The sequence below is a fragment of the Variovorax sp. P4_B10 genome (genome assembly GCF_056402375.1).
Genome location: NZ_JBFUHN010000064.1, coordinates 1 through 17964, shown reverse-complemented (window position 1 = coordinate 17964; position 17964 = coordinate 1). Strand labels below are relative to the sequence as shown.

17 protein-coding genes are annotated in these 17964 nt (G+C 67.0%); 2 read left to right on the top strand and 15 right to left on the bottom strand.

Annotated features, from left to right (window positions below):
• Window positions 1–18 precede the first annotated feature (18 nt).
• The 5 genes from AC1DXX_RS24600 to AC1DXX_RS24580 all read right to left on the bottom strand — a co-directional run bounded on the left by AC1DXX_RS24600 (window position 19) and on the right by AC1DXX_RS24580 (window position 5930).
• Complete coding sequence (locus AC1DXX_RS24600; protein WP_478136835.1) at window positions 19–1233, bottom strand: vWA domain-containing protein; 1215 nt, start codon at window positions 1231–1233, stop codon at window positions 19–21.
• A 21-nt stretch (window positions 1234–1254) separates the two neighbouring features.
• Entirely contained in the window at window positions 1255–2157 is a 903-nt protein-coding gene (locus tag AC1DXX_RS24595) for an AAA family ATPase (RefSeq protein WP_478136834.1), read from the bottom strand.
• A gap of 66 nt (window positions 2158–2223) precedes the next feature.
• A complete protein-coding gene (locus tag AC1DXX_RS24590; protein WP_478136833.1) occupies window positions 2224–3015 on the bottom strand; it encodes an FAD binding domain-containing protein in 792 nt (263 codons plus the stop codon).
• Between the two features lie 20 nt (window positions 3016–3035).
• Window positions 3036–5420, bottom strand: coding sequence for a xanthine dehydrogenase family protein molybdopterin-binding subunit (locus AC1DXX_RS24585; RefSeq protein WP_478136832.1), 2385 nt, complete (start codon window positions 5418–5420; stop codon window positions 3036–3038).
• Between the two features lie 12 nt (window positions 5421–5432).
• Window positions 5433–5930 (bottom strand): (2Fe-2S)-binding protein, encoded by a 498-nt coding sequence (locus AC1DXX_RS24580; RefSeq protein WP_478136831.1) that lies wholly within the window; start codon window positions 5928–5930, stop codon window positions 5433–5435.
• Window positions 5931–6108: 178 nt separating this feature from the next.
• On the opposite strand from AC1DXX_RS24580, the gene AC1DXX_RS24575 reads away from it, so the two are divergent.
• Window positions 6109–7245 carry a helix-turn-helix domain-containing protein gene (locus AC1DXX_RS24575; protein ID WP_478136830.1) on the top strand — a complete coding sequence of 379 codons (1137 nt, stop codon included), beginning with the start codon at window positions 6109–6111 and terminating at the stop codon, window positions 7243–7245.
• A gap of 22 nt (window positions 7246–7267) precedes the next feature.
• Here AC1DXX_RS24575 and AC1DXX_RS24570 read toward each other — a convergent pair whose 3' ends face one another.
• The 10 genes from AC1DXX_RS24570 to AC1DXX_RS24525 all read right to left on the bottom strand — a co-directional run bounded on the left by AC1DXX_RS24570 (window position 7268) and on the right by AC1DXX_RS24525 (window position 16764).
• The gene (locus AC1DXX_RS24570; protein ID WP_478136829.1) at window positions 7268–7645 is read right to left on the bottom strand and encodes a nuclear transport factor 2 family protein; all 378 of its coding nucleotides are present in this window, start codon (window positions 7643–7645) and stop codon (window positions 7268–7270) included.
• A 90-nt stretch (window positions 7646–7735) separates the two neighbouring features.
• A complete protein-coding gene (locus AC1DXX_RS24565; protein ID WP_478136828.1) occupies window positions 7736–8098 on the bottom strand; it encodes a DUF2845 domain-containing protein in 363 nt (120 codons plus the stop codon).
• 46 nt (window positions 8099–8144) lie between these two features.
• The gene (locus tag AC1DXX_RS24560; RefSeq protein WP_478136827.1) at window positions 8145–9617 is read right to left on the bottom strand and encodes a M81 family metallopeptidase; all 1473 of its coding nucleotides are present in this window, start codon (window positions 9615–9617) and stop codon (window positions 8145–8147) included.
• Window positions 9614–10747, bottom strand: a complete 1134-nt coding sequence (locus tag AC1DXX_RS24555; RefSeq protein ID WP_478136826.1) for an ABC transporter substrate-binding protein — start codon at window positions 10745–10747, stop codon at window positions 9614–9616. Before AC1DXX_RS24555 ends, AC1DXX_RS24560 begins: the two co-directional genes overlap by 4 nt.
• A complete protein-coding gene (locus tag AC1DXX_RS24550) occupies window positions 10744–12024 on the bottom strand; it encodes a Zn-dependent hydrolase (protein ID WP_478136825.1) in 1281 nt (426 codons plus the stop codon). The genes AC1DXX_RS24555 and AC1DXX_RS24550 overlap by 4 nt, the downstream gene beginning before the upstream one ends.
• 37 nt (window positions 12025–12061) lie before the next feature.
• Window positions 12062–12772 carry an ABC transporter ATP-binding protein gene (locus AC1DXX_RS24545; RefSeq protein WP_478136824.1) on the bottom strand — a complete coding sequence of 237 codons (711 nt, stop codon included), beginning with the start codon at window positions 12770–12772 and terminating at the stop codon, window positions 12062–12064.
• Between the two features lie 61 nt (window positions 12773–12833).
• Window positions 12834–13604 carry an ABC transporter ATP-binding protein gene (locus tag AC1DXX_RS24540; RefSeq protein WP_478136823.1) on the bottom strand — a complete coding sequence of 257 codons (771 nt, stop codon included), beginning with the start codon at window positions 13602–13604 and terminating at the stop codon, window positions 12834–12836.
• Window positions 13601–14563: a branched-chain amino acid ABC transporter permease gene (locus AC1DXX_RS24535; RefSeq protein WP_478136822.1), complete on the bottom strand. Its 963-nt coding sequence runs from the start codon at window positions 14561–14563 to the stop codon at window positions 13601–13603. The genes AC1DXX_RS24540 and AC1DXX_RS24535 overlap by 4 nt, the downstream gene beginning before the upstream one ends.
• Window positions 14564–14571: 8 nt before the next feature.
• A complete protein-coding gene (locus tag AC1DXX_RS24530; protein WP_478136821.1) occupies window positions 14572–15432 on the bottom strand; it encodes a branched-chain amino acid ABC transporter permease in 861 nt (286 codons plus the stop codon).
• Between the two features lie 126 nt (window positions 15433–15558).
• The gene (locus AC1DXX_RS24525) at window positions 15559–16764 is read right to left on the bottom strand and encodes an ABC transporter substrate-binding protein (protein ID WP_478136820.1); all 1206 of its coding nucleotides are present in this window, start codon (window positions 16762–16764) and stop codon (window positions 15559–15561) included.
• Window positions 16765–16971: 207 nt separating this feature from the next.
• Here AC1DXX_RS24525 and AC1DXX_RS24520 point away from each other — a divergent pair, with 207 nt between their 5' ends.
• Complete coding sequence (locus AC1DXX_RS24520; RefSeq protein ID WP_478136819.1) at window positions 16972–17736, top strand: FadR/GntR family transcriptional regulator; 765 nt, start codon at window positions 16972–16974, stop codon at window positions 17734–17736.
• The last annotated feature ends 228 nt before the right edge of the window (window positions 17737–17964 follow it).

Here is a 17964-nt window from a genome sequence, read left to right as displayed (position 1 = left end):
TTTTTTCTTCCGGGGGCCCTAGCGGCCAGACCGCATGAGGGCGGCCAGGCTGGCGGCCAGTTGTTCGAGGGCACTGAGATTGTGGACCGCCAGCATCGCGTCCGCATGGCGGTGCAGCACGGTGGCCCCACGCGCCAGAGGGGCGTAGCCCTCGAAGCGCAGCAGCGGGTTGAGCCACAGCAGCCGGCGCGAATGGCGCTTGAGCCACAGCAGCTCGTTTTCCAGCAGCGCGGGCTCCCCGGTATCGAGGCCGTCGCTGATCACCAGCACCAGCGTGCGGCGGCCCGTCAGGCGGCGTGCGTGCAAGCGCCGCAGCTCGGTCAGCGAACTGCCGAGCCGGGTGCCGCCCGCGAAATCGTCGATGGCGAGGCTGGCCGCGCCCAGCATGGTGTCGGTGTCGGCCAGCCGGAAGGCCGGCGTCAGGTCGGTCAGACGGGTGCCGAAGGCAAACACGTCGCGCCGCCCGGCTCGCCGGGTGGATGCATGCAGAAACGCCAGCAACAGCCGTGCATAGCGCTCCATGGAGCCCGACACGTCGACCAGCACCAGCAACGGCAGCGGCTGCTCGCGCCGGGCCAGCCTCGGCAGGCGCAGGATTTCGCCGCCGGTGCGCGCAGCCTCGTGCAGCACGCCGGGCCAGTGCATGCGCGCATGCTGCTGGCCCGCGTCGTTCGCCACGCGCAGGCGGCGCGACGGCAGCGAGGGAACCGGCAGCGTGACATCGCGCGCGAGCCGCTCGACCAGCCGGTACTCGGACGCGCCGAGCGCGTTGAAGTCCGCATGCTGCAGGCGCTGGCGGTCGCTCGACGTCATCGCGGCATCGAACTCGACCTCCTTGTCGGGCTTGGCAGCCACCGCCGGCCTGGACGGATCGCGCGGCGCGGTGAGCGCCTCGCGCACGCGCGGCCGCCGCTTCGAGGGCTCGGCCTTGCCTTCGGCGCTCGGCAGCATCTGCGCGAGCAGCTTGTTGGCCAGCTCGGGGTCGCGGAACCAGGCATCGAAGAGTTCGCGGAACACCATGCGGTCCTGCTCGCGGCTCACCATGACGGCTTCCATCGCGGCGCCCAGGTCGAGCTTGTTTTCCACACCCACCAGCGTGACCGCTTCGGCGGCGAGCGCGATGCGCATGGCATCGGTGCGCACGCCGGCGCGGCGCAGCGCGCGGCCAAAGGCCGTGATGTTTCCGGCCAGCTTGCCGCTGCGTACGTCGCCGAGTTGCTGGATGCCGGTCATGCGGGGCGGCCTCGGCCGCGCTCAGGGCGCAACCGGCTCCTCGGGTTTCAGCAGGTCCGACGCCAGCTCGCGCGTCAGCGCCGCCACGTCGTCGCGTTGCTTGAACAGGATGCCGGCGGTATCGACCACCACTTCGGGGTCGAGCTCGACGGTGTCGAGCGCAATCAGCGCCCTCGCCCATTCGACGCTTTCGGCAATGCCGGGCGCGCGCTGGAAGGCGTTGACGAAAGGCGCATCGCGCAGCCGCGCGACGAAGGCGGCCACCTGGGCCGAGAGCTTCTCGCCGGCCTGCGGCACCTGGGCGCGCACGATCGCCAGCTCGCGCTCGCGCTCGGGGTAGTCGAGCCAGTGGTACAGGCAGCGCCGCTTGACCGCGTCGTTGAGTTCGCGCGTGCGGTTGCTCGTGAGGATGGTGACTGGCGGCACGACGGCACGCACGGTGCCGAGTTCGGGAATGCTGACCTGGTACTCGCCGAGGTATTCGAGCAGGAAGGCCTCGAAGGGCTCGTCGGCGCGGTCGACCTCGTCGATCAGCAGCACGGCGCCGGGCGCGGGCGTCTGCAGAGCCTGCAGGAGCGGCCGGCGGATCAGGTAGTGCGGCTGGTAGACCTCAGCTTCCACATCGCGCGCCGCGCCGGTGGCCTCGGCCGCACGCATGTGCAGCAGCTGTGCGGCGTAGTTCCATTCGTAGAGCGCCTCGCGCTGCTCCAGGCCGTCGTAGCACTGCAGGCGCAGCAGCTCGCGGTTGAGCGCCTTCGACAGCGCCTTGGCCAACTCGGTCTTGCCGACGCCGGGTTCGCCTTCGAGCAGCAGCGGGCGCTGCAGCTTGAGCGCAAGGAACACGGCCGTGGCCAGGCGGCGGTCGGCGAAGTAGCCGGCCTGCACCAAACCTTCGGAGAGGGAATCGATGGTCGGGAAGATCATGGCGAAGCGTAGCGGAAGGCGCGAGGGTTTCGTGCCTTCCGACGTGCGGGCGACGGCGCTGGCTTTCTAGCCCAGCGCTTTGGTGACGGCGCGCTGGGTCAGAACGCTGATCAGGTTGGCGCGGTACGCGGCCGAAGCATGCAGGTCGCTGTTCAGTTCGCTCGCATCGATCTTCACGGCCGCAGCGGCTGCCGCGGTGAAGCTCTTGTTGAGCGCATCCTCGAGCCCGGCATGGCGAAACACGCCATTGCCCGCGCCGGTGATGGCGACCCGCACGCCGCTGTCGTACTGCGCGAGAAACACGCCGACGAGCGGGAAGTTCGATGCCTTCTGGCGCAGCTTCTCGTACACGGCGCGCTTCGGAATCGGAAAGCGGATCGCGGTGATCAACTCGTCTTCTTCCAGCGCGGTGGTGAACAGGCCCAGGAAGAAATCGTCGGCGGCGATTTCGCGCTTCGAAGTGATCACGGTCGCACCGGAGCCCAGCACCGCGCTCGGATAGCACGCCGCCGGATCGTTGTTGGCCACCGAGCCGCCGATGGTGCCCATCGCGCGCACCTGCCGGTCGCCGATGCGCGCTGCCAGGTCGGCCAGCGCCGGGAATGAAGCTTTCACGTCGGCGTTGTTCGCCACGTCGAGGTGCCGCGACATCGCGCCGACGGTGATCGTGCCGCCATCCTTCTTGATGCCGGTGAGTTCCTTGATGCCGCTCAGGTCCACCAGCTGCTCGGGCGCGGAGAGCCTGAGCTTCATGGAGGCGAGCAGTGTCTGGCCGCCGGCCAGCGGCTTGGCGCCCGCGGCGACGAGTTTGGCCGCATCGGCCACGGTGGTTGGCCGTTCGAGTGTGAAGGCGTACATGTTGTGGTTCCTTCTTTGTTTTAGGGGGTGGCGGCGGCCTGCATCGCTTCCCAGACGCGGCTGGGCGAGGCAGGCATGTCGAAATCCTTGACGCCCAGCGGCGCCAGCGCGTCGAGCACGGCGTTGATCACGGCCGGCGGCGAGCCGATGGCGCCGGCCTCGCCGCAGCCCTTGGTGCCGAGCGGGTTGTGGGTGCACGGGGTGCACACGGTGTCGAGCTTGAACTGCGGGAAGTCGCCGGCGCGCGGCATGGCGTAGTCCATGAAGCTGCCGGTGAGCAGCTGGCCGGTTTCGTTGTCGTAGACGCAGTTTTCCAGCAGCGCCTGGCCGATGCCCTGCACCAGCCCGCCGTGCACCTGGCCCTCGACGATCATCGGGTTGATGATGGTGCCGAAGTCGTCCACCGCGGTGAAGCGGTCGATCTTGACTTCGCCGGTCTGCTTGTCGACCTCGACCTCGCAGATGTAGGTGCCGCCCGGGAAGGTGAAGTTGGTGGGGTCGTAGAAGGCGGTTTCGTTCAGGCCCGGCTCGAGCTTGTCGAGCGGGTAGTTGTGCGGCACGTAGGCCGTGAGCGCCACCTGGCCGAACGGGATCTTCTTGTCGGTGCCCTTGACCGTGAACTCGCCGTTCGCGAACTCGATGTCGGCGTCGCTCGCCTCCATCAGGTGCGCAGCGATCTTCTTGGCCTTGGTTTCGATCTTGTCGAGCGCCTTCATGATGGCCGCGCCGCCGACCGAGATCGAGCGCGAACCGTAGGTGCCCATGCCGAAGGGCACACGGCCGGTGTCGCCGTGAACCACATCGACGTTGTCGACCGGAATGCCCAGCCGCGCCGCCACGACCTGGGCGAAGGTGGTTTCGTGCCCCTGGCCATGGCTGTGCGAGCCGGTGAACACCGTCACGCTGCCGGTCGGGTGCACGCGGATTTCGCCGCACTCGAAAAGACCGGCCCGCGCACCGAGCGCCCCCGCGATGTTCGACGGCGCGATGCCGCAGGCCTCGATGTAGCTCGAGTAGCCGATGCCGCGCAGCTTGCCCTGGGCTTCGGTGGCTGCCTTGCGCTGTGCGTAGCCGTCGACATCGGCCAACACCCGGGCCTTGTCCATGCAGGCATGGAAGTCGCCGGTGTCGTACTGCAGCGCCACCGGCGTCTGGTACGGGAAGGTGGAGATGAAGTTGCGCTTGCGGATCTCGTCCTGGCCCAGCTTCATTTCCCAGGCGCAGCGCGACACGAGGCGCTCCAGCAGGTAGGTGGCCTCGGGCCGCCCTGCGCCGCGGTAGGCATCGACCGGCGCGGTGTTGGTGAACCAGGCATCGACCTCGACGTAGATCTGCGGCGTGGTGTACTGGCCCGCGAGCAGCGTGGCGTAGAGGATGGTGGGCACCGCGGTCGAGAAGGTCGACAGGTAGGCGCCGAGGTTGGCGTCGGTGTGCACCCGCAGCGCGAGGAACTTTCCGTCCTTGTCCATCGCCATCTCGGCGTGGCTCACGTGGTCGCGGCCGTGCGCGTCCGACAGGAAGCACTCGGAGCGTTCCGCCGTCCACTTGATGTTGCGGTTGAGCTGCTTGGCGGCCCAGGTGAGGCACACGTCTTCGGCATACAGGAAGATCTTGGAGCCGAAGCCGCCCCCCACATCGGGCGCGATCACGCGCACCTTGTGCTCGGGCAGGCCCAGCACGAAGGCCGTCATCAGCAGGCGTTCGACGTGCGGATTCTGGTTCGACACATACAGCGTGTAGTCGTCGGTACCGCGGCTGTAGCTGCCGATGGCCACGCGCGGCTCGATCGGATTCGGAATCAGCCGGTTGTTGACCAGGTCGAGCTGGGTGACGTGCGCGGCATTGGCAAACACCGCGTCGACCGCGGCCTTGTCGCCGAGCGCCCACTTGTAGCACTGGTTGTCGGGCGCCTCGTCGTGCAGGGTGACGCCGCTGGCCTTCCTGGCCGCATCGGCCACGCTCACGAGCGCGGGCAGCACGTCGTAGTCGACCACCACGGCCTCGGCGGCGTTCTTGGCCTGCTCCACCGTCTCGGCCACCACCATCGCGACATGGTCACCCACGTAGCGCACCTTCTTGATCGCGAGGATCGGGTGCATCGGCTCCTTCATGGGAGTACCGTCGGGGTTGTTGATGAGCCAGCCGCAGGGCAGCCCGCCCATCTTTCCCTCGATGTCTTTGCCGCTGAAGATGCCGACCACGCCGGGCATCTTGAGCGCCTCGGCAATGTCGATCGACTTGATGGCGGCATGGGCGTGCGGCGAGCGCACGAAGACCGCATGGCTCTGGTTGGCCAGCGTGATGTCGTCGGTGTAGTTGCCGGCGCCGGTCAGGAAGCGATAGTCTTCCTTGCGCCGCAGGGCTTCGCCGATGTGGGGCAGATTCGAGAAATCGGAAGCACCCATGATGCTGCTCCTTCAGGCCGCGACGGTGGTCTTGACCGGGGTACCCGAAGCCATGGCCTCGCCGCCCATCTTCACGGCCTTCACGATGTTCTGGTAGCCCGTGCAGCGGCACAGGTTGCCGTCGAGCAGCTCGCGGATCTCGGATTCGCTCGATTTGGGGTGGTGCGTGCACAGGTCGATGGCGCTCATGACCATGCCGGGCGTGCAGAACCCGCACTGCAGGCCGTGGCACTCCTTGAAGGCCGCCTGCATGGGGTGCATGGTGCCGTCGGCTTCGGCAATGCCCTCGATGGTGGTGATGTCGGCGCCGGCCGCCTGGGCGACCAGCACGTTGCATGACTTGACCGCCCGGCCGTTCACATGGACGGTGCAGGCGCCGCACTGGGCGGTGTCGCAGCCGACGTGGGTTCCGGTGAGGTGGAGGTGCTCGCGGATCGCGTGCACAAGGAAGGTGTTTGGCGGTGCGTCGACCGTGACTTGGCGGCCGTTGACCTTGAAAGCTACCTGCATGTGGCTGTCTCCGTGAAAGGTGATGGCTGATTCGGCTGAAGCATCTTGGATGCCGCTTATCCGCACTATCCTAGGCAAAACCCTCGACACTTGCACAGTGCTTGCGAAATTCTCAAAATGAAACAACTTGCCGTCCGGTGAGCCAGGAAAAGCCGCCCCACCCGCGCGAATTCATGCGATGACTTCCTCGATCGTTTCGCCTCTCCCCGAGCGCTCCCTGGCCATTGCCCAAGCCCGGCGCGAGCTGCTCCACGGCGATGCCGCGCGCGCCCGGAACGCTCCCCGCCTGGACCCCTGGATCACCCGCTCCTGGCAGCGCTGCATCGAGGCCGGCAGGCGCCCACAGCAGCGCGTGAGCTTCGATCCGGTGAGCCAGTCGACCATCCGCGACGTGGCCGAGCGCAACCGGGCGCTGGTTTCGGCGGCCAGGCCGGTGATCGCCCGGCTCTCCCGCGCCATCGCCGACACCCGCTATTTCGCGATCCTGACCGATGCCGACGGCATCGTGATCGACGTGGGCGCGCTGCCCGACGGCACCGACACCGCCAGCCGCTATGCCCGCGACATCGGCCGCATCGGCGTCGATCTGTCGGAACGCGCGATCGGCACCTCCGCCATCAGCACCGCGCTGGCCGAGCAGGAATCGGTGTGGCTGCACCGCGGCGAGCATTTCTTCGACGACACCAGCATCTACAGCTGTGCCGGCGCACCGCTCTTCGGACCCCGGGGCGACTGCATCGGCATGCTCGACCTGAGCGGCGTGCAGACGGTGGAGCGGCCCGAATTGCGCCACCTGGCCACCCTTTCGGCACGCAGCATCGAGAACCTGCTGGTCTTGCAGGACCCCTGCGAGCTGCGGCTGCACCTGGCTTGGCCCGGCACTCCGAGCAGCGAGGCCACCGAGGGCCTGGTGTGCATCGACGCCAACGGCGATGTCACGGGCGCCAACGCCGCCGCGCGGCAGATGCTGCACCAGCCCCTGGCACGCGGCCAGCATGCATTGCACTTCAACGACCTGTTCGCGCTGCCGCTGCACATGATGTTCGATGCCGCCCGGCGCGGCGATGCGGCGCTCGAGGTGCCGCTGTGGTCGGGCCTGCGGGTGCAGGTCAAGCCCCAGCGCGGCGGCAATGGCAAGCCCGATGCAACATCCGATGCACAGCCCCGGCTGCGCGACGTGGAAACCGCGCTGATCCGCAAGGCGGTGGCCGACGCCCGCGGCAACGTGGCGGAAGCCGCGCGTACGCTCGGCATCAGCCGGGCGACGGTCTACCGCAAGCTCTGGCGCGGCCGGCCCACTGGCGCGCCCGACTGAGCGGCCGACATTCAGCTTTCCTTCAAGCGCCGACCGGCACCTTGTCGAGGAAGCCGGTTACGGAGCTCAGCTTGCCCGCGTCGAGGCGAGCGAAGTCGGTGCCCTGGATCAGGTCCTCCGCGCCGCTCGGCCCCAGCGTCCACGAAAAACGCAGGTTGTCGCCATGCGCTTCGGCTTTGCCGAACAGGTTGAAGCGGAAGCCCGGATAGCGCTGGTGCACCGCGCCAACCAGCGCGCTGATCTGCTCGCGGCCGCTGGCCTGCGCAATGGGGTCGACGTAGTGCGCATCGGCGGTCCAGCCGGATTCGATCAGTTCGGCGCGGCGCGCGGCGTCGGTTTCGTTCCAGACGGCGATGTAGCGTTGGGCAATGGCGGCGGCATCGTGTGCGGCGGTGTTCATGGTGACGATTCCTTTCGAGTGTCGACCCGCAACATCGCGGGGTGAAGGAATGGTCGCGTCGCACGCGCCTGGCGTCGATGACGTGGCAGGTTATGGAATGCGGCTGCCGTAGCGGATGCTCTTGAGCGCGCCGTTCTGGAACAGCAGCATGGTCTCGAACTGGCCCGAGCCCGGCCGGTAGGTCCACTCCTCGGTCTGGTCGCAGCGGTTGTTGTTGACGATCACCGTCTTGCTGCCGCCCGAAGATTCGGGCGTCACGATCACTTCCGGATTCGCGTCAGGCCTGGCACAGGAACTGTCCTTGAACACCGGCTCGCCGCACTTCTGCAGGATGGTGAACTTGGAGTCCCCCTTCTGCGCGAAGTCGCGGTTGCAGTTCAGGGTTTGCGCCTGCGCCGGGAGGACGCACGACAGGGCCAGCAGAGCGGCGGTCATCAGCAGGGATCGCTTCACGGTGAGTTTCCTTTTTGGGAAGCGATGGTAGTGAGATTCGCCCCCCTCAAACCAGGTCGAGCGGAAAGACCGGGCGCCGCACCTTGCTGAACGGGAACAGGCTGTAATTCGAACTGGTGACACCTGGGCTGTCGCATTCCACCAGTGCGGCCGAAATCGGCTCGAACACCGGCCGGCAGTACATGCGCGACTTGAGCAGCAGAAAGCGCTCCTTGTGCGGATCGAGCCCCGCGCATTCGAAGACGCCGATGTCCCACGGCTCCTGCGTGCGCTCGGTGACCACGATGCGCGCTGCGCCGATGTCGAACAGCACCGTGCGGCCCATGCTGCTGCGCTGGCCGGTGTAGGTGGGACCGGTGATCACGTACTCGCCATCGCCGATGGAGCGCACGGTGCCGGTCAGCCGCACCGGCGTCTTCTTCAGCCCGATGCCTTCCAGCGAGACCTTGTTGCCGAGCGCGACCGTCACTTCGGCGCCCTCGCCCGCGGCGATCAGTTCGGCCACCGCCTCGGGATCGCACAAGGGCCCGACACCGATGCCGTGCAGCCCCTGCGCCAGCGCCTCCTGCAGCACGTCCATGGTGTCGCAGCTGCCGCCCGACATGCAGTTGTCGCCGTGGTCGAGCAGCAGCACCGGGCGCGTGGCCCCCTCGGCGATCAGCTTGGCGCGCTCAATCGACCGGGCCAGCGGCTCGCTGCGGTAGATGAAGGCTTCGCGTTCGTCCCACATCTGCGCGGCGATGCGATCGGCCGTGGCCTGCGCACGCTCGGGCGATTGCGCGTCGACCACCACCACGCTCATGCACGGCGCCTCGATGTCCGACAGCGAGAAGCCGGCAAAGATCGAGACCGCGAGCGACTCGGACTTCTCGGCTTCGCGCGCCGCCTCGATGGCCCGCTGCATCGCGCCGGTGAACGAGGCGCTGCGCAGCGTGTGCGCCATCAACGGCAGCGGGTGCCAGCGCATCGCCGGCTTGCTGCGCCCGGCCAGCAGGTCGAACAGCAGGCGGCCGGCATGCGCGCCGGTCTCGTACATGTCGATGTGCGGGTAGGTCTTGAAACCGACGATCACGTCCGCGTTGCTGACCATCGCGGGCGTGACGTTGGCATGCAGGTCGAGCGCCACGCCGATGGGCACGCCGGGCGCCGCTGCGCGCAGCCGCACAAGCAGGTCGCCCTCGCCGTCCACGCTGTTCTGCGCCACCATGGCGCCGTGCAGGTCGAGCAGGATCGCATCGCAACCCGGTGCCGCATCGACGATGCATTGGGTCAGCGTGGTGTAGGCCAGCGCATCGACCGGCCCACTCGGATTGGCCGAGGCCGACACCGGCGTGACCAGCGTCGCACCGGCCTGCTCGGCCAGGTCGATGAAGGCCGACATCGCGGTGCGCATGCCCTTGTTGTCCTTGTAAGCCTGCTCGCCGTAGGTAGGCCCGTCAGGCCCGAAGGCCGCGAGCGGCGTTGGCACCGGCGAGAAGGTGTTGGTCTCGTGGTTGAGTCGTGCGATCAGTACCTTCATTGCGCAAACTTTCCGCCGCTTCCCAGCATCGTGATGTCGCCAAAACTCGAGCCGTTGCGGTTGTCGGGCCGGAACGCGATCTGGAAGCCGTTCAGGTTCATGGGCGGCGAGTTCTCGATACTGCGCTTGAGCGACTCGGTGGTGATCGGCCCCTTGACGCGCTGCAGCGCTTCCGCAAAGGCCTTGGCCGTGATGTAGCCCTCGAGGCCGAGGTAGGAGCCGTCGCCGCTCTTGCCCGCGCTCTTGATCGCGCGCTGGTACTCGTCGACGATCGGGAACCGGGTCTTCCAGAACGGCGGCACCACCTGCGACAGCACAATGCCGCGGCTGCGCTCGCCGAGCTCCTTGTACAGCAGGAAGGAACTCGCCACCGAGTTCGTGTAGATCTGCGGATGCACCGGCGCGGCCACCAGCGCGCGGATGATGTTGATCGCCGGCATGCCCGCCGCAATGACGTAGACCGCCTGCGCCCCGCTCGCGGTGACCTGTTGCGCGGTGGCGGAAAGATCCGTGTCCTTGGGATTGAAGCGCAGCGTCAGGAGGGCCGGATGCTTGTTCTTCTCGAGCGCCTCCACCGCGTCCTTCTCGATGCCCTTGCCGTAGGCGTCGTCGCTCGAGACGATGGCGATGCGCGTCACGCCGATGGTCGTCAGGTGGGTCATCACGCGCCGGACTTCGTCGGCATACGACTCGCGCATGTGATAGATCGGCACCTTCGGCCCGCGCAGCACCGCCGCGCCGGTCAGTCCGCCGAAGATGAAGCTGTCGTACTTGGTCGCGACGGGCACCATGGCCGCACCGATGCCCGTGCCCATGGCGCCGAAGAGGCAGACGACGCGGTCGGTGCCGAGCAGCTTCTCCGCGTTGGCTGCGGCCTTCTCCGCCACATAGGCATCGTCATAGGTGATCACCTTGACCGGCCGCCCGCCGACGCCGCCGGCCTTGTTCAACTGATCGAAGAACAGCGTCTGGCCTTCCATGAACGCCAGACTGTTGGGCGTGAGCGGCCCGGTCAGCACGGCGGACTGGCCCACCAGGATGGGGGGTTCTGCGGCCGCAACGGCAGTGGCTGCCACCGCGATGCCTGCAGCGAGGAAGCGAAGGCCGATGTTCCGGAGCGCCGCCTTCATGCTGCAACTCCCGCGCTCTGCACCATCGCCTGCAACAGCACGTTGCAGCCGGCCTCGAGATGATCGGGCTGTGCGTCCTCGATCTCGTTGTGGCTGATGCCGTCGAGGCAAGGCACGAAGATCATCGCCGTGGGGCACACACGGGCGAGGTACACCGCATCGTGGCCCGCGCCGCTGATCACGTTCATCCAGGTCAGGCCCTGCGCTTGCGCCGCTTCACGCACGGCCGACACCAGCGTGGGCGTGAAAGGCTGGGGCTGGAAGTACACCACCTGCTCCACCGTCGTCTCGACCTTGCCTTTGCTGGCGATGCGCTGCACCGCTTCTTTCAGTGCGGCGTCCATGGCCAACAGCACCGTGTCGTCCGCCGCGCGCAGGTCGACGCTGAGCTTGACCCGGCCCGGGATCACGTTGCGCGAATTCGGGTAGTTGTCGATCCAGCCAACCGTGCCGCGCGCATGCGGCGCATGCGCCAGCGCGATGCGATTGACCTCGATCACGAGCTCGGAAGCCGCCAGCAGCGCGTCCTTGCGCAGTTCCATCGGCGTGGGGCCGGCATGCGCTTCCATGCCCTGCACCACCACGTCGTACCAGCGCTGGCCGAGCGCGCCTTCGACCACGCCGATCACGCGCTCGTTGGCTTCGAGCACCGGGCCCTGTTCGATGTGGGCTTCGAAGTACGCACCCACGGGCGATGCAGTCGCCAGAGGCACCGCGGTGCCCGCATAGCCGATGGCGGTGAGCGCTTCCGCCACGCTGACGCCGGCGTTGTCGCGCTGCGCCAGCGCATGTTCGAGCGTGAAGGCGCCGGCGAAGACACCCGAGCCCATCATCACCGGCACGAAGCGCGAGCCTTCCTCGTTGGTCCACACCGCCACTTCCAGCGGCGCCTCGGTCACGACCTTGGCGTCGTTGAGCGCACGGATCACCTCCAGTCCGGCGAGCACGCCGTAGTTGCCGTCGAACTTGCCGCCCGTGGGCTGCGTGTCGATGTGGCTGCCGGTGGTCACCGGCGGCAGCGCGTTGTTGCGGCCGGCGCGGCGGGCAAAGATGTTGCCGATGGCATCCACGCGCACTTCGCAGCCGGCTTCGCGCGCCCAGCGCGTGAACAGGTCGCGGCCCTGGCGGTCGAGGTCGGTCAGCGCGAGACGGCAGACGCCGCCCTTCTCGGTGGCGCCGACCTGGGCCAGCTGCATCAGCGAATCCCAGAGGCGCTGGCCGTCGATGCGGAGTGCACGCACGCCGGGCGCAGGAGAAAGTTTGTTCAGTGTGTTCATGATTTTTTTTCGAATGAGGTCTGGAAGACGAGCGCGTTCAAGCAAGACCCACGCCGAGGTAGCGGTCTTTCACTTCGTGGTCGGCCACGAAGGCGGCGTTGCCGGCCTCGTGCACGATGACGCCCTGTTCCACGATGTAGTGGCGGTCGGCAAGCTGCACGCACACCTCGAGGTTCTGCTCGACCAGCAGGATGGCGACACCCGCGGCCTTGATGGTCTTCAGCTGGGCGACGATCTCTTCGACGATCACGGGCGCAAGGCCTTCGACGGGTTCGTCGAGGATCAACAGGCGCGGATGGTTCATCAGCGCGCGGCCGATCGCCAGCATCTGCTGCTCGCCGCCCGAGAGCTGGCCGCCGCCGTTGCGCCGCCGCTCCTTCAGCCGCGGAAAGATGCGGTAGATGTCTTCGAGCTGCCAGGGCGAATCGCGCCGCTGGCCGAGCAGCAGGTTTTCTTCGACCGTCAGCAGCTTGAAGATGCCGCGGTGCTCGGGCACCAGGCACACGCCGCGCGTGGCGATGCGGTGCGGCGGCATTCCTGCCACGTCGGCGCCCTGGAAGCGCACGCGGCCGCTGGTGGGCGTGACCGCGCCGGCAATGCTCTTGAGCGTGGTCGACTTGCCCGCGCCATTGCGGCCCAGCAGCGTGACGAGCTCGGCCTCGCCCACGGTCATCGAGATGCTCTGCAGCACATGGCTCTTGCCGTAGTGCGCGTGGAGCGCTTCGACTTCGAGGATGTTCTTGCTCATAGAGGTACCTCCGTGCTTCGCACTGCGGTGCGAGCTTGCTTGGGGCGGCCCGGCGCGGCGCTCATGCCTTGCCCCCGGTGATCATGTTGCCGAGGTAGGCCGAGCGCACGCGCGCATCGGAACGGATGTCGCCGGGCAATCCTTCGGCCAGCACGCGGCCCAGCTGCATCACAGTCACGGTGTCGGAGATGTCCATCACGATGTTCATGTTGTGCTCGATCAGTACCACGGTGTGCGCGTCGCGCAGGCTGCGGATGAGACGCTTCATGTCGTCGAGGTCGTCGATGCCCATGCCCGAGGTCGGCTCATCGAGAAAGATGGCCTTGGGTTTCGCTGCCAATGCCATGCCCACTTCGAGGCGGCGCTGCTGGCCGTGCGAAAGCACGCTGGCGGCTGTGTCTGCGAGCCGTTCGAGGCCAACGCGCGCCAGCACTTCGGCCACCGTCTCGGCGCAGGCGCGCTCGCCGACCGGCGCGCGCCAGCAGTTCATGGCCTGGCGCGGTGCGATGCCCTGCGCCGCGACGCGCAGGTTCTCGCGCACCGACAGGCTCGCGAACAGGCTCGTGACCTGGAACGAGCGCGCCATGCCGCGTTGCACACGCTTGTAGTCGGGCTCTTGCGTCACGTCGTGGCCGTCGAACAGGATGCGGCCGCCCGTGGTGGTGCCGGTGCCTGTGAGCATGTGGAAGAGCGTGGTCTTGCCGGCGCCGTTCGGGCCGATCACCGAGTGCACCGTGTTGGGCAGGATCTTCAGGTCCACGCCGCCGAGCGCGGCGAACTTGCCGTAGTGCTTGGTGACGCCGATGGCTTCGATCAGTACGGGTTGCGTCATGCTTTTTCTCCCTGCGCTTCAGGTGCGACCGAGGCGGGCGCCGGTGTCTTGCGGAACACGCGCCGCCATGCGCTCTCGCCCAGTCCCCAGAGGCCGCGCTGCATGCCGATGCTCACGCCGATCAGCAAGAGCCCCAGCAACAGCAGCCACCGCGGCCACAGCGTGGAAAGCCAGTCGGCCAGAAGCACATAGAAGGCCGAGCCCAGCACCGAGGCGAACAGGTTGCCGGTGCCGCCGATCACGGTGATGACCAGGATCATTTCGCTCGTGTGGTACTCGGCGTTCGACAGCGGCGCGATGCCGGTCATCATCGCGTGCAGCCCACCCGCAAGCCCGGTGACGGCGCCCGAGATCACGAAGGCCAGCAGCTTGAAGCGCTTGAGGTTGTAGCCGACGGCCGCAGCGCGGTCCTCGTTGTCGCGAATGGCCAGCAGCGTGCGGCCGAAGATCGAATCGGTCACCCGCAGCAGCAGGCCGAATGCGATCAGGAAGACCACGGCCACGAAGGCGTAGTACTTCCAGGGCGTGTCCATGAAGGCCGGACGCGGCACGTCGAGCAGCCCGTTGTCGCCACCCGTGAGTCCGGAGGCGGTGTAGGCCACGAAATAGAACATCTGCGCGAAGGCCAGCGTGAGCATCACGAAGTAGGTGCCGCGCTGGCGGATGGCGACCCAGCCGACCACCGCCGCGCCCAATGCGCCCATGGCAATGGCGGCGAGCAGCGCGAGCGGCATTGGCAGCTGCAGGCGCGTGAGGAGGATGGCGATCGTGTAGCTGCCCAGCCCGAAGAAGATGCCCTGCCCGAACGACAGCAGCCCGGTGTAGCCCAGCAGCAGGTTGCAGCCCAGCGCGGCGAGCGCATAGATCAGCACCTCGCTCGCGAGCGAGCCCGAGCGCAGCACCAGCGGCAGGCCCAGCGCGACGATCAGCGCCAGGAGGAAAGTGATTTTTCTTGGCATGGCGTGGTTCATCCTCTGCGGCCGAGCAGGCCATGCGGGCGCAGCAGCAACACTGCTCCCATCGCGACGTAGATCATCAGGCTCGCCCCCGGCGGCCAGATGGTGCTCATGAGGCTCTGCACGATGCCGATCAGCAGGCCGCCGACGAGCGCGCCGCCGAAGCTGCCCAGGCCGCCGATCACCACCACAACGAAAGCGACACTGAGTGCCTCGACGCCCATGAAGGGCTCCGCCCCTCGGATCGGCGCAGCCAGCACACCGGCCAACGCCGCCGTGGCCGCACCCAGCGCGAACACCAGGCTGAACACGCGGAACACATTGATGCCGAGCAGCGACACCATCTCGGTCGATTCGCTGCCCGCACGCACTGCGCTGCCCAGGCGCGTGCCTTCGAGCACCCACCACAGGAGCACTGCGAGTACCGCAGTGAAGCCGATCACGAACAGCCGGTACTTGGGATAGACGAACGCGCCCCACATGACCACGCCCTGCAGCAGGTCCGGCGTCGGCACGCTGTTACCGAGCGGCCCCCAGAACACGATGACGATTTCCTGCACCGCGAGCGCAAGGCCCACTGTCACGAGGATGTGGAACTCATGCGCCTTGGCGTAGACGCGGCGCAGCAGCAGCTTCTCCGCCAGCCAGCCCAGCGCGCCGACGCACAGCGGCACGAGCACCAGTGCGGCCCAGAAGTCGAGCCCCCACTGCATGGCCTGGAAGCACAGGTAGGCGCCCAGCAGATAGAAAGCGCCGTGCGCGAAGTTCACGAAGCGCAGCAGGCCGAACACGATGGACAAGCCAACGGCCAGCAGGAAATACAGCATGCCGATGCCGATTCCGTTGATGGTCTGGAGCAGGTAGACGGTCATAGGGGTGAGTAGTGGTGGCGCGGCCCTCCTCCCTTCCAGGAACACCGCGGAACCGGCTTTGCCGGGCCGCAGGTGTTGCCCCCTGCAAGGGGGGTGGAGGCCACACGCAGTGGGCAAGCCTGGGGGTTAGCCCAATTTGCAGCCGGTCTTGTCGATGGGGAGGAAGGACTTGCCGGAACTCACGACATCGACGAAGTCCGCCGGGTTCTTCATCTTCGACTTGGCCTTGCCCTTGAGCAGGTAGTAGTCCTTGATGACCTGGTGATCGGCCTTGCGGATTTCTTCCGTGCCCGTGAGCCCGTCGTACTTCATGCCTTCGAGCGCCGCGATCACCGCCTTCGGGTCCACGGTGCCGGCCTTGATGATGCCGTCGATCAGGATCTTGGTGCACACGTACGAGCCCGCGAGGCTGTAGTTGGGCACGATCTTGAGCTTGTCGGCCGTGCGCTTCACCAGGTCCTTGTTGAGGGTGGTGTCGGCCGTGTGCCAGTACTGCGCGCCGAAGTAGACGTCCTCGCACAGGTCTGCGCCCAGTTCATCGAACTGCTCCAGCCCCGAGGCCCAGGCAATGAGGATCGTCATGTTCTTGTGCATGCCGAAGCTGACCGCCTGCCGCAGCGCGGCCGACGACTGCGCACCGAAGTTCAGCAGCAGCAGCACGTCGGGCTTGGCCGCCATCGCGTTGGTGAGGTAGCCGCTGAACTCCTTCTCGTTGAGCGAGTGGTAGCTGTTGCCCACGTGCTCGATGCCCTTCTCCTGGAAGATGTTCTTGGCCGCGCCGAGGAGGCCTTCGCCGAACACGTACTGCGGCGTGATCGTGTACCAGCGCTTGGCCTTCGGCATCGAGGCGATCAGCGGACGCACCGTCTGCTCGACGGCGCCGAAGGTGGGCACCGACCAGCGGAAGGTGGCGGGATTGCAGTCCTTGCCGGTGATCTCGTCCGCGCCCGCGGTGGTAATGAACAGGCCGCCGGCCTTCTCGGCCTCCTTGCCCATGGCCAGCGCTTCCGACGACAGGATGCCGCCCGCGAAGAACTTCGCTCCCTGCTGCTGCGAGGCTTCCTGCACCTTGCGCACGGCGGTGGCCGGCTTGCCTTCGGTGTCGAGTACCGTGTAGGCCAGCGGACGCTTCAGCACGCTGCCGTACTGCTCGATGGCCAGCTTCATGCCCAGGTCGGCGAACTTGCCGTTGGCGGCGAACGCGCCCGACATGGGCACCGGGCAGCCGAAGCGGATGGCGTCGGCGGACTGGGCGAAAGCGGCGCGGCCGGCCAGGAGCGATGCGGGTGCGGCCGACAGGGCGGCCAGCTGAAGAAGGTGTCTGCGTTGCATGGGGTTCTCCGGTCGTGTGTGGATGTAAGGGGAAGGTGGTGCCTGCGAGCGCTGGCGAATTTAAGCGGATAAATAGGATTAATATGCTGGTAAAAACCCTCTAGCAAGCCTTGTGCCCATAACCGACCAGCCCCCGCCGATGACGCCGTTTAAGATCGCGCGCTGTTGCGCATTCCGCGCATCTCCCGATGGGCATGGAGCGTTTCAATGAGAGTGGGAGAGAACCGTCCTAAGCGGCAGAAGCTCTCGGACGTCATCGTCGAGGACGTCAAGCGTTGGATCGTGGCCGAGCGCAAGCAGCCCGGCGACCGGCTACCGAACGAGAAAGAGCTGATCGAGCTCTTCGGCTATTCGAAGAGCACCGTGCGCGAGGCGCTGAAGGCGCTGGAAGTGCGCGGACTGATCTCCATCCGCACCGGCCCCGGTGGCGGCGCGTACCTGCAGCAGGTGTCGGTGGACCATGCATCGGAGCCGCTGCGCAACTTCCTGCACTTCCACCATCTGGACGGACATCACATCTACCAGCTGCGCAAGGCGCTGGAACCCGAGCTGGCGGTGAGCGTGGTCGGCAAGCTGACGCCCGAGCAGTTCGAGCGGCTGGAAGAAAACGTCCGGCTCTGCACCATCGAGCCGACCAACGAGGACGAACTGCGCATGCAGCGCGAAGCCGAGCTGGCGTTTCACACGATGCTGGCGGAGAGCTGCCCCAACCCCGTGCTGTCGTTCATGTGCCGGTTTCTCAACGACCTGCTGCGTGACCTCGTGGTCTACAAGAAGGCGCTGGACCACCATCACTTCGGCGAGACCAACGTCGACTATCACACGCAACTGCTGGCGGCGTATCGCAAGGAGGATGCCGATGAAGTGCGCCGGCTGATGACCGAGCACATGGTCGATGCCGAGGCGCACATGCACGAGATGGAGGCGCACATCGGGGCGAAGCATCTGCTGCTGCCGAGTGGGCAGCGTTAGGCGATTTGTTCAGGGYGCGTGCACAGGCCACCGGGTGCTCCCCTCCGCGAATGTCCCCCGCTTCGGCTTCCGCCTCTCCTCCTTTGTTTCGCTGCGGGGAGCACCCGGTGCCCTGCGCACGAGGGCACGCTGTGGGTTTGCGGCCGATCAACCAGTGCTCTGAGCGATCACGCCGATGGTGTGCTCTGCGCAGCGAAATAAAGGAGGAGGCATGCGGCCCTAGGCCGC

What these genes read in the sequence shown, in the direction of transcription:
- AC1DXX_RS24560 (WP_478136827.1), bottom strand. Translation starts at nt 9,617, where the DNA reads ATGAAGGTACTGATCGCACGACTCAACCACGAGACCAACACCTTCTCG.
- AC1DXX_RS24600 (WP_478136835.1), bottom strand. Translation starts at nt 1,233, where the DNA reads ATGACCGGCATCCAGCAACTCGGCGACGTACGCAGCGGCAAGCTGGCC.
- AC1DXX_RS24595 (WP_478136834.1), bottom strand. Translation starts at nt 2,157, where the DNA reads ATGATCTTCCCGACCATCGATTCCCTCTCCGAAGGTTTGGTGCAGGCC.
- AC1DXX_RS24570 (WP_478136829.1), bottom strand. Translation starts at nt 7,645, where the DNA reads ATGAACACCGCCGCACACGATGCCGCCGCCATTGCCCAACGCTACATC.
- AC1DXX_RS24530 (WP_478136821.1), bottom strand. Translation starts at nt 15,432, where the DNA reads ATGACCGTCTACCTGCTCCAGACCATCAACGGAATCGGCATCGGCATG.
- AC1DXX_RS24520 (WP_478136819.1), top strand. Translation starts at nt 16,972, where the DNA reads ATGAGAGTGGGAGAGAACCGTCCTAAGCGGCAGAAGCTCTCGGACGTC.
- AC1DXX_RS24585 (WP_478136832.1), bottom strand. Translation starts at nt 5,420, where the DNA reads ATGGGTGCTTCCGATTTCTCGAATCTGCCCCACATCGGCGAAGCCCTG.
- AC1DXX_RS24575 (WP_478136830.1), top strand. Translation starts at nt 6,109, where the DNA reads ATGACTTCCTCGATCGTTTCGCCTCTCCCCGAGCGCTCCCTGGCCATT.
- AC1DXX_RS24540 (WP_478136823.1), bottom strand. Translation starts at nt 13,604, where the DNA reads ATGACGCAACCCGTACTGATCGAAGCCATCGGCGTCACCAAGCACTAC.
- AC1DXX_RS24555 (WP_478136826.1), bottom strand. Translation starts at nt 10,747, where the DNA reads ATGAAGGCGGCGCTCCGGAACATCGGCCTTCGCTTCCTCGCTGCAGGC.
- AC1DXX_RS24590 (WP_478136833.1), bottom strand. Translation starts at nt 3,015, where the DNA reads ATGTACGCCTTCACACTCGAACGGCCAACCACCGTGGCCGATGCGGCC.
- AC1DXX_RS24580 (WP_478136831.1), bottom strand. Translation starts at nt 5,930, where the DNA reads ATGCAGGTAGCTTTCAAGGTCAACGGCCGCCAAGTCACGGTCGACGCA.
- AC1DXX_RS24525 (WP_478136820.1), bottom strand. Translation starts at nt 16,764, where the DNA reads ATGCAACGCAGACACCTTCTTCAGCTGGCCGCCCTGTCGGCCGCACCC.
- AC1DXX_RS24535 (WP_478136822.1), bottom strand. Translation starts at nt 14,563, where the DNA reads ATGCCAAGAAAAATCACTTTCCTCCTGGCGCTGATCGTCGCGCTGGGC.
- AC1DXX_RS24545 (WP_478136824.1), bottom strand. Translation starts at nt 12,772, where the DNA reads ATGAGCAAGAACATCCTCGAAGTCGAAGCGCTCCACGCGCACTACGGC.
- AC1DXX_RS24550 (WP_478136825.1), bottom strand. Translation starts at nt 12,024, where the DNA reads ATGAACACACTGAACAAACTTTCTCCTGCGCCCGGCGTGCGTGCACTC.